The organism is Geoanaerobacter pelophilus (genome assembly GCF_018476885.1).
Taxonomy (GTDB): Bacteria; Desulfobacterota; Desulfuromonadia; order Geobacterales; family DSM-12255; genus Geoanaerobacter; species Geoanaerobacter pelophilus.
Genome location: NZ_JAHCVJ010000017.1, coordinates 1 through 10074, shown reverse-complemented (window position 1 = coordinate 10074; position 10074 = coordinate 1). Strand labels below are relative to the sequence as shown.

Sequence of the window (10074 nt, the reverse complement as noted above, 5' to 3'; positions counted from 1 at the left end):
CCGGCTGTCACGGCAACAACGCCGGAAGCTCGCTGGCAATAGCCTCCGGCAAGCATGGTGCCCACATCAACAACCCTTTGATCGGCAGCAACTACAACTGCAGCGAATGTCACGCCCTCACCATAACCTCAGATGAGCGGACCTTTGCCAATGCGGCGTTGCACGGCAATAGCTACTACGACTACTCCGGCAACAGGGCCGGGAGCAGCACCAGTTATGATAGAGTTACAGGTTCCTGCAGCGCCACTTACTGCCACAGCGACGGCAAGGGAAGGCGCAATGCTCCGTTCACCCTGGCCACCGGCTGGAAATCCGGGGCAACGCTGGGCTGCAACGGCTGTCACGGCAACGATGCGACCCTCGGACACTTCTCCAGCGTAGCCGGCGAACCGAACTACCAAAACGAAGGGATCGGCAGCATCCGGGCCAACAGCCACCGGAAACACAGCGATGCCGGTCCTGGGACCTGCGTATCGTGCCACAGTGACGTAACTCTGACCGGGTTCAGTATCCTGAGCGGCAGCCTGAAGCACACCAACCGGCAGATCGACATCAAGAAGGGCGGAATTGCCGACTTTGTCTGGAACCAGACCGACAAGAGCTGCTCTGGTATTGCCTGCCACTTCAACAAGAACGCCACCTGGGGCCAGACCCTTGACTGTAACTCCTGCCATGGGGTGGATGTCGCAACACTCACCACCAACAAGCATACCGCGCATCTCAGTACGACATTCAACATGTCGCTCGGCACGGCACGCAGCTGTCCAGACTGTCATGCCAAGACCGTCAGCAGCAACAGCACCATTAGCGGCCCAGTCTTCCATGCCAACGGCTTTGCCGATTATTCGGGAACAAAAGCCGGCCAATACAGCAACGCTACCGGGGCATGCGCCAATGTTTACTGTCACAGCGACGGCAAGGGGAGATATAACGTACCGTTTGACGCTAGCAACGGCTGGAGGTCAGCATTCACAATTCCGGACTGCAAAGGGTGCCACGGCAACGATTCCGACCCCGCATTCTCCAGCAGCGCCGGAGAACCCAACTATAGCAACGAAGGGGCCGGGTTGATCCGCAGTAACAGCCATTTCACCCACACCACCAAGCTTGCTCTCAAGAGCGCCGCGGCCTGCGATTACTGCCATACCGACACGGTCACCTCCGATGGTCTGGCTGCCAAGTCCGGTGGCCTGCACCTGAGCGGCGGGATCAATGTCGTCTTCAACCAGGCCAAGGCAGGGAGCGGGAATTACGACTACCAGAATCGCACCTGCAACAACACCTCCTGTCACAGCGGCTCAGTGCCGAAATGGGGCGATGCCGGCAGCGTCGGCTGTAACACCTGCCACGGCGGCGATGCCCTGACCCTGTCCAGCAAGAAACACTCGGCCCATATCTCAACAACGGCCAATCCATCGCTCGGCACCGAGATCGGCTGCTTTGAATGTCATGCCAAGACGGTTGACCGTAATAGGGGCATTGTCGATCAAGCGGTCCATATCAACTCGGTATTGGGGGATTATTCGGGGCTGAGGGCCGGGACCTACAGCTTCGCTTCAGGAGTCTGCAGCAACAGCTACTGCCACAGCGACGGCAAAGGACGGCAAAACGTCCCATTCACTGAAGGAAACGGCTGGAACTCCGCGGCAGCATATCCTGATTGTACTGGTTGCCATGGCAACGATGCGACCCTCGGCCATTTCTCCAGTGTCGCCGGCGAACCGAACTATTTCAATGGCGGCCGTGGCGTTAGCCGGGCCAACAGCCACCAGAAGCATGTGGGGGGGGCCGGGGCAGCAACCTGCGTTGTTTGCCATAGCGAGACCGTGACTGTTGCCGGTAACGGGATCAGCGCCGGAAGTGTGAAGCATATCAACAGCACCCTGGACGTGAAGCAGGGGGGCACCGCTTCCTTTGGCTGGACCGGTGACAGCAGGACCTGCAGCACCATAAACTGCCATTTCAACAAGGATGCTGTCTGGGGAGACACGCTTGACTGCAACGGTTGTCACGCCAGTGATTCATCGTCATTAACCACCGGAAAGCACGGGGCACACCTCTCGACTGTCTCCAACCCGTCGCTTGGCACAGCCATCGGCTGTTTCGAGTGCCATGCCAAGACCATGAACAGCGATAATCTCACGATCAGCAATCCGGAGGTGCATATCAACGGTGTGATGGGTGACTACTCCGGCACCCGGGCCGGTCAGTACAGTGCTATCACCGGCAGTTGCGCCAACAGCTACTGCCACAGCGACGGCAAGGGGAAACAGAACGTACCGTTCGATCCGACCAACGGCTGGAAATCGGCAGCTGTCTATGCCGATTGCGCCGGTTGCCACGGCAACGACGTCACCCCGGCATTCACCAGCAACGCCGGGGAACCGAACTATGCCAATGAAGGAGCCGGCCTGTTCCGCGCCAACAGCCACCGGTCGCATACCACCAAGCTCCCTTTCAAGAACGCCGCAGCCTGCGATTACTGCCATACCGATACGGTCACCACCGACGGTCTCGCCACCAAGACCGGCAGCCTGCACTTGAGCGGCGGCATCAACGTCGTCTTTAATCAGTCCAAGTCCGGCAATGGCAGCTACGACTACCAGAACCGCACCTGCACCAACACTTCCTGTCATAGCGGTGCCGAACCGAAGTGGGGCGATGCCTCGTCCGCCGGCTGCATCCTCTGCCACGGCAACCTGACCAGCAAGCCGGGATTCCATAGCATCCATATCGGCAACCTGATCAGCGACGGGCTCGTGACCTTCTACGCCTATACCGCCAACCGGTCCGACCTGACGACCTACCGGATCGGCTGCGCCAACTGCCACCCCTCCGTGGAAGAGGGCAATCACCGGAACGGCCGGATCGACCTGAGCCTCAACCGCGACAAGCTTGGTGCTGGCTTCCTCAACCGGCTCAATCTTGCCACGGCAGACGGGCTCAATATTACCGGGAGCGGCATCGAAGGGACCACCGGGGCGAGCATCAGCTGCAAACTGGCTTACTGTCACAGCAACGGCAGGTCGCAAACCCTTGCACCGACCGATTTCCGGGCAACCCCCAACTGGTACGCCGGCACCAGGACTGCAAACCGCTGTGGCGTTTGCCACGACAATCCGCCACAGTATGCCGGCCAGTCGCACTACGTCGCCCAGAGCAACCAGGGGAACAATGGCAGGCGCCAGCCAACCGAGGCGGGCCATATGATCGGTTTCCATTTCGCCAATACCTACATCGGCAACAACGCCAACGGCTTCCTCGGCTTCTCGTCGAACGGCAACAAGGCCCACGGCAACGCCTTGATGGCCTCCACATTCAGCTGTAATCTCTGCCATGACGGGGTCGTGAGCTCGACCCAGATCGACACCCACGCCATGGCCGGAAAGTCGAGCATTTTCAAATGTGCCAACTGCCATTCGGACTCGACTCCCACCAGGTTGCAGCCCGGCCTGATCGTCGATGCCAGGCGCCACATCAATGGTTACAAGGATGTTGGATTCCCGAGTGTTGCCATCATGAGCAAGGCCCAGCTGGCCAACCCGACGGTCGCCGCAGGTTGGGAACGGTTCGGTGCCTACAAGGCAGCAGGATCGTATGATTATATGAATCTCGGGAACTCCAGCTGGGATCCTGTCACCAAGAGCTGCGCCACGGCCTGCCACTTCAACAGACCGGTGACCTGGGGCTCGAACCAGGTCGAATGTGCCAGCTGTCATTATGACGACTGAGGGTGGGGCTCGCGATGGGACACAAAATCTTCTGCAAGGGTGAATCCGCCATGAAACATAGCTTCAGCACTGAGATCCGGAGGAAAACGATGCGGGTAACCGGGAAATTGCTCTTCCTTGCCCTGGTGATGATCATGTTGCCGGTAACGGTCAATGCCGCCCGGTTGATGCATAACAGCACGGATCTCAATTCCGGAAAATGGCCGCAGGGTTGGGGGATCGACGGGGGCAAGTACGGCAGATTCACCTGCGCCACCTGCCATGAGCCGAACAATAGCGCCAATGCCAAAAATATCGCCCGAACCATCAATTCGATGGACGGCGACCTGCTCCCCAACGGGGCGGATACGGTCACCGTCGTTTATGTCAATGCCACCGGCATGGGAGACGACAGCAGCAGGCACAACCGCTCGAACCGGGTCTGCCAGGTCTGTCACAGCAGGACCAAATACCACAATTACAGCAGCGGCAACAATTACGGCGGTTTGAATCACCCGAACCCGAAAGATGCCTGTACCAACTGCCACTCCCATAAGACCGGTTTCCGGGCTAGTTGCGAAAACTGCCACGGTAATCCGCCAACGGTCAACACCCTTGGCGGGCCGAACGGTTTCGCCAACAACCCCAGACCGACCAATGCGACCGATCTCTCCTCATCCGGCAGCCATGCGGCGCATGTGACCGACCGGAAGCTGGGATGCACTACCTGCCATTCCGGAAATACCATGCCGGCAGTCAGCAATACAATCCAGATGGGGTTCAACGGCTATGGTGGCAAGGTAACCTCGGGCGCATACCTCGGTTACTCTGCTATCGGCAGCAGCCGATTCGTTTCCAGTAGCCCCGGCACAGCTATCCTGCCGTCGGCGGGCAGCTACGCCAGTGCCAACCTGTGCGCCAATCTCTACTGCCACGGCGGCGGCACCTCGTCCAAGGCACCTCTTACCGGCGGGACTGTTGCGGCACCGGCCTGGATGATTGTTGACGGGAGTCAAGACGCCTGCGGCGCCTGTCACGGTACCACCGCGGCAACCGTGCCCGCTACCGGCTCCCATGTTAGACATGCGGGGAATGCCGCCGGCAGCTACGCCATGCTCTGCAGTACTTGTCACCGTGTGACCAGTAACAGCCATGTGAACGGTTCAGTGGAATGGCGGCTCAACAGCAGCGACAGCCGCATTGGTACAGCCGCGACCTACCGGGGTTTTTCCTCTGGCGGGACCAACGACCTGGGGCCGAGCGACAGCTTTGGCCAATGCGCCAATCTCTATTGTCACAGCAACGGCCTGGCTGGCGGAGAAAACATAACCACTGCGCCGACCTGGGGTGACAACAGCGGTTTTAGCGGCTGTGTGGGGTGTCATGGTGGCAATGCTGCCTCAGCAGCCCCGATGACAAGCAAAGGACACCGGGCGCATATCAACAACAGCAGCCTGCACTTCACTGGGTTTAACTTCAGATGCAACGAATGCCACGCCAGCATGGTAGACGGCAGCGACCGGACGATTACGAGCAGTACGCTTCATGTCAATAAGGCACCGGATGTCAATTGGGGCACCAGGTCCAACGGTGGTCTTGATTACACCGGCAGTTGCGCCAACGTCTACTGCCACTCCAACGGCGCCGGGGTTTACAAGACCCCGCCCAAGGGGTGGAACGTCATGACCGAGGCGGACATGGGGACAATCAGCTGCAACTACTGTCACGGCGGCCTGGCCGGAGAGTTTGCCGCAGTATCGAGCAGCCGGCACCGCAACCATATCAATGCCGGGCCGCTGCCGCACCGGCCGGCGACCTGCAACGACTGCCACTCCATGACCGTGGCCGAGAACGGTATCTCGATCTACGGCACCGGCATTACCAGCATGCATATTAACCGGACCCTTGACGTCAGCTTCCTGAAGATGGCCAACTTCTCCGGCACCTGGACCAAGAGCACTACCCGCTGCAGCGCCACCTGGTGCCATGCGACCAACAACCCGAGGTGGACCACCACCACGCTCAATAACTGCGGGAGCTGCCACTACGCCAGTAACGCCGCCAGCGGCCTATCGGCGGCTCATGTCAAACACTACAACAGTGCCACCGCTCCTGCCAACACCAGCGAAGTGGGGTGGGGCAATAGCAACGGTTCTATCACCAGCGCCAATGTCTTCATGTGTGGGGTCTGCCACCCCGGCAATCCGACGGTTACCCACTTGAATGGCCCGGCTGACAACAGCAATGGGCGGGCTGCCGAGCTTGGCCTGCGGCTGCCGTTCGCCGTAAGGAGCAGCGCCCGGATTGCCAACAGCGTCACCCCCGGGGTCACTCCCATACTTCAGGACAGCCGGGGCTATCAGTATTCCAGCGGCACCACCTGCACCACCTATTGCCACTCCGACGGCAAGGGTGGGGCGCCGGTCCTGACTACCTTCACCTGGAATGGCACCCTGAGTTGCGGGGCCTGTCACAACAAGTCTGACGACACGGTGTTCAAGTGGTCCGGAGCGCATACCAAACATGTCAAGACCGCCATATCGAGCAGCATCACCTGCAATGCCTGCCATGCGCCGTCGGCATCGAGCAACACGGTGGTCAGTGACCGGCGCAAGCACCCCAACGGCTTTGTTAACCTGTCCGGAAACAGCGTGGCCGGGGCCTTCCGCTGGGATAACGCTATCGGCCGATGTAGCAACATCCGCTGTCACGGCAGCGGTAAAACCCCGCTCTGGACCGAGACCTTTCCCACTACCTGCACTGGCTGCCATGGCGGAAATGCATCTGCAGTCCCGCCGATAGAAACCAAAGGGCACTCGGCCCATATCAATAACACAAGTGGCCCATACTACGGCTTCGACTTCCGCTGCAGCGAATGTCACTACAAGACCGTGGCAGCAACCAATGACGCTGCCCTAAAAAACTACTCCGGAATCAAATATCATATCGATGGCACTGCCAGTGTCGCCTGGGGTGCCAAGGCGTCCACGACTGGAGCTCTGGCCTATAATCCGGCCCAGAAATGCGTCACCTACTGTCATTCCAACGGTGCCGGGGTGTTCAAGAACCCGCCCAAGACCTGGAACGCCATGTCAGGTGCCGATGAAGGGACCATTCAGTGCGATTACTGTCACAAAGGTATTTTCGGCAATAACTCGACGGTTTCCAGCGGTCGCCATACCAACCATCTGTACGGCACCACTTACAGCGCCAACATTCCGCACAAGCCGGCAACCTGCAACGAATGTCATTCCAACACTGTTGCCAGTGACGGCCATTCGATCTACAACGGCACTAATGTCAAGCATATCAATAAACAGCTGGACGTTTCCTTTCTGAAGATGGGGAACTTCTCCGGCAGCTGGACCAAGAGCACCAACACTTGCAGTATGACCTGGTGTCATGGCGAGCGCCCGACACTCTGGACGACCACGACCCTGCAGACCTGCGGCACCTGCCACGAAGCGAGCAGAACCGCTGCCTTCGGCCTTTCTTCAAGTCATGTCAAACATTACAATTCCACCACTCGTGTAACTGCAGCCAATGGCTGGAACAACGACAACGCCTCCAGCAATTCCGCTAATATCTTCCGGTGCGGGGTCTGTCACCCTGGCAAAGGGACAGAGACTGTCAACCATCTGAACGGCCCGGCTGCGGCCAACGGTTCTGCGGCAGAGATCGAGATCAAGCTGCCGTTCACGGTGCCGTCAGGGGCCAGCCGCTCCGAAAAGGCTACCCGCGGCACCGAAGGGATCAGGGAGGATGCGGCTGGATACTTCTTTTCGCAGGGGACTACCTGTGACACTTACTGCCACTCGGACGGACGGGGCGGGCCACCTAAAGCGACAATGTACTGGGCAAAGGTGACCTCAAGTTGCGGTAATTGCCACAACAAGTCGAGCGACGACCCGGCTACGACCACCTGGACCAAACCGCACGACATCCATGCGATTTCCTATGGCAACGGCGGCACCATCGGCAGCTACAACACGACCACAAACAATACCTTGGTAACCTGTACTGCCTGCCACGCCTCGACCGCAACGAGCAACACCGCCATCAAGACAACCGGAGGGTTCATCCGGCATCCGAACGGCTTCCGCAATATCTCCGCCAGCAGCACGGTTGGGTCAGCTGCTTTCCGCTGGGACCCGGCCAACAACCAGTGCAAGAACGGCTACTGCCACAGCAAGGCCTTTAGTTTCACTGACTATTCCACCTCCTGGATCAAGTGGGACCAATCGCAGGCCCAGATCCATTGCGGTAGCTGCCATACCAGCTATCCGACCGGTCCCGACTATGCCAACGGTTACAAGAATAAAGCGAACAGCCATCCCAAACATGCGGTTTTCTGGGGATTCACTTGCGACTGGTGTCACAGCCAGACCGTTGTCTACCGGAACAACAGCACCGTGATCTCCACGGTACGTAACCATGTGAACAAGAATTACAACGTGGTTGCCAACACCAGCCAGACATTTATCGGCAAGGCCAATACCTTTACTGCCGTCGCCACAACCAGTCCTCCTACTACCAAGACCACCTGCAGCAATGTCAATTGCCATGGCGGCAACCTGAGCAAGGTCTTTGTCTGGGGGGGCACCAACAAGTGCGGGGACTGCCATTTTGCCAGCAACGACACGGTCAATTACACTTTCAAAAATAGCGCCATGGCGATGATCAGCCGGGCGGAATGGAGCTACTCCGGCCACGGCAGGCAGTCCGGCAGCTACGACGGCACCGGCAACCCTTTCGCCGGGTTTTCCACCGCGGCTCGCGTTGCCGGGGCTAATGGCGACCAGTGCCTCTATTGCCATGAATATGATGCCGTGCCTCACGGTAATGCTGCCAACCCGATGCGTCTCAGAAACTTCAATGACCCGAAATACGGCAAGAACGGTGTCTGCCTTGCCTGTCATGCGATCGGTGCCAAGGGGGTCGAACCGTTCAGTGCTTACTCGACCAAGTCCGCCCGCAAGCGGGTAAACAAATATCATTACTACAACAAGCATTCCGCCACGTTGAACGGCGGTCAGTTCTGCTGGGATTGTCACGATGCCCACGGTGATCGGACCAGCAGCAACAGCGGCCCGATTGCCATGGTGCAGAAGAGGCCGGCCAAGGCCTCCGATGCTACGACCGGCGTACCAGTGACATTTACTGCCGCCACCTCGGTACGGTTCATTGCCAGGGCTGCTGCGACTGATTTCGGCCGGACGACGGCGCCGTTCAACACGATCTGCAACGTTTGCCACGACCAGAAGGCGACTGATCCGAACAAGATGGTTCACTTCACCGCTACCGGCACGGACGGCACCCACAATACAACGACTCTGTGTACCGACTGCCACAAGCATGACGCCGACAGCAGCTACGACGGCTTGGCCTACCGCAGTGGTGGCAACTGCAACTCCTGCCATGGGGCCAGCAATGCCGGTCTGCTTTCTGTGGGCACCACAGCGGGGCATGTCATCCACTACAACAGCGCCACGGTCTTTACCCACTACACTGGCAGCAACCGCCACCTGGCCACTGCCTATGCCTTTGCCTGCAAGAACTGCCACGGCAAGGCCATCACCAACCACGAGAACAACGGCAACCTGGCAGACATCAGCATAGCCGAGGGCACCTACAGCTTCGGAACCTATTCCGCTCGCGACAGTCGCGGCTTCAAGTACACCACTGGTGGCAGCTGCGGCCAGAACAGCTGCCACTGGTCCGGCAACAGCCTCGATCCAGCGCCGATCAGCGCCACTGTCACCTGGACCAGTGCCAAGACCGGCAGCTGCGGCGCCTGCCATAACAAGGCCACTGACAGCAGCTTCAAGTGGTCCGGGGCCCACACCAGGCATCTCAAGACCACAACCCTGGCTGTACTGACCTGTGCAGCTTGCCACAATGCCGTTGCCACCGGCAACACCACGCTGCGCGACTTGACACGGCACGCCAACGGGTTCGTTAACGTCTCGGGCAACTTAACTGCCGGGACCTTGAACTGGAACAAGGTGGCTGGGACCTGCAGCAACACCCGGTGCCATGGCGCCGGTAACACCCTGACCTGGACCCAGACTGCCGCCCTCAATTGCGGCAGCTGCCATGGCAACCCGCCTGCCACTGCAACGCACAACAACAAAGCTGCCACCGTTTCCTGTTATGAATGCCACAAACACTTCAACAGCGACGGCACCCTCAACAATCCGTCCCTGCACATCAACGGCACTGTCGAAGGTGGCAGCTGCCTAAGCTGCCATGCCAAGGTTCAAGGGACCCGCGTCGATGTTGTCAACCACTTTGCGGCCCAATCGCACCATATCCAGGGAGCAACGCTCTCCAACGAACTCTGCTACCAGTGTCACTGGGAGGC

2 protein-coding genes are annotated in these 10074 nt (G+C 59.1%); both read left to right on the top strand.

The features are described from left to right. Positions 1-3731: CxxxxCH/CxxCH domain c-type cytochrome (locus KI809_RS20245; protein ID WP_214173423.1), on the top strand; the 3731-nt coding region annotated here is incomplete at its 5' end. A 14-nt stretch (positions 3732-3745) separates the two neighbouring features. Beyond that, the coding region (locus KI809_RS20240; protein ID WP_214173422.1) for a CxxxxCH/CxxCH domain c-type cytochrome at positions 3746-10074 on the top strand (6329 nt) is incomplete at its 3' end.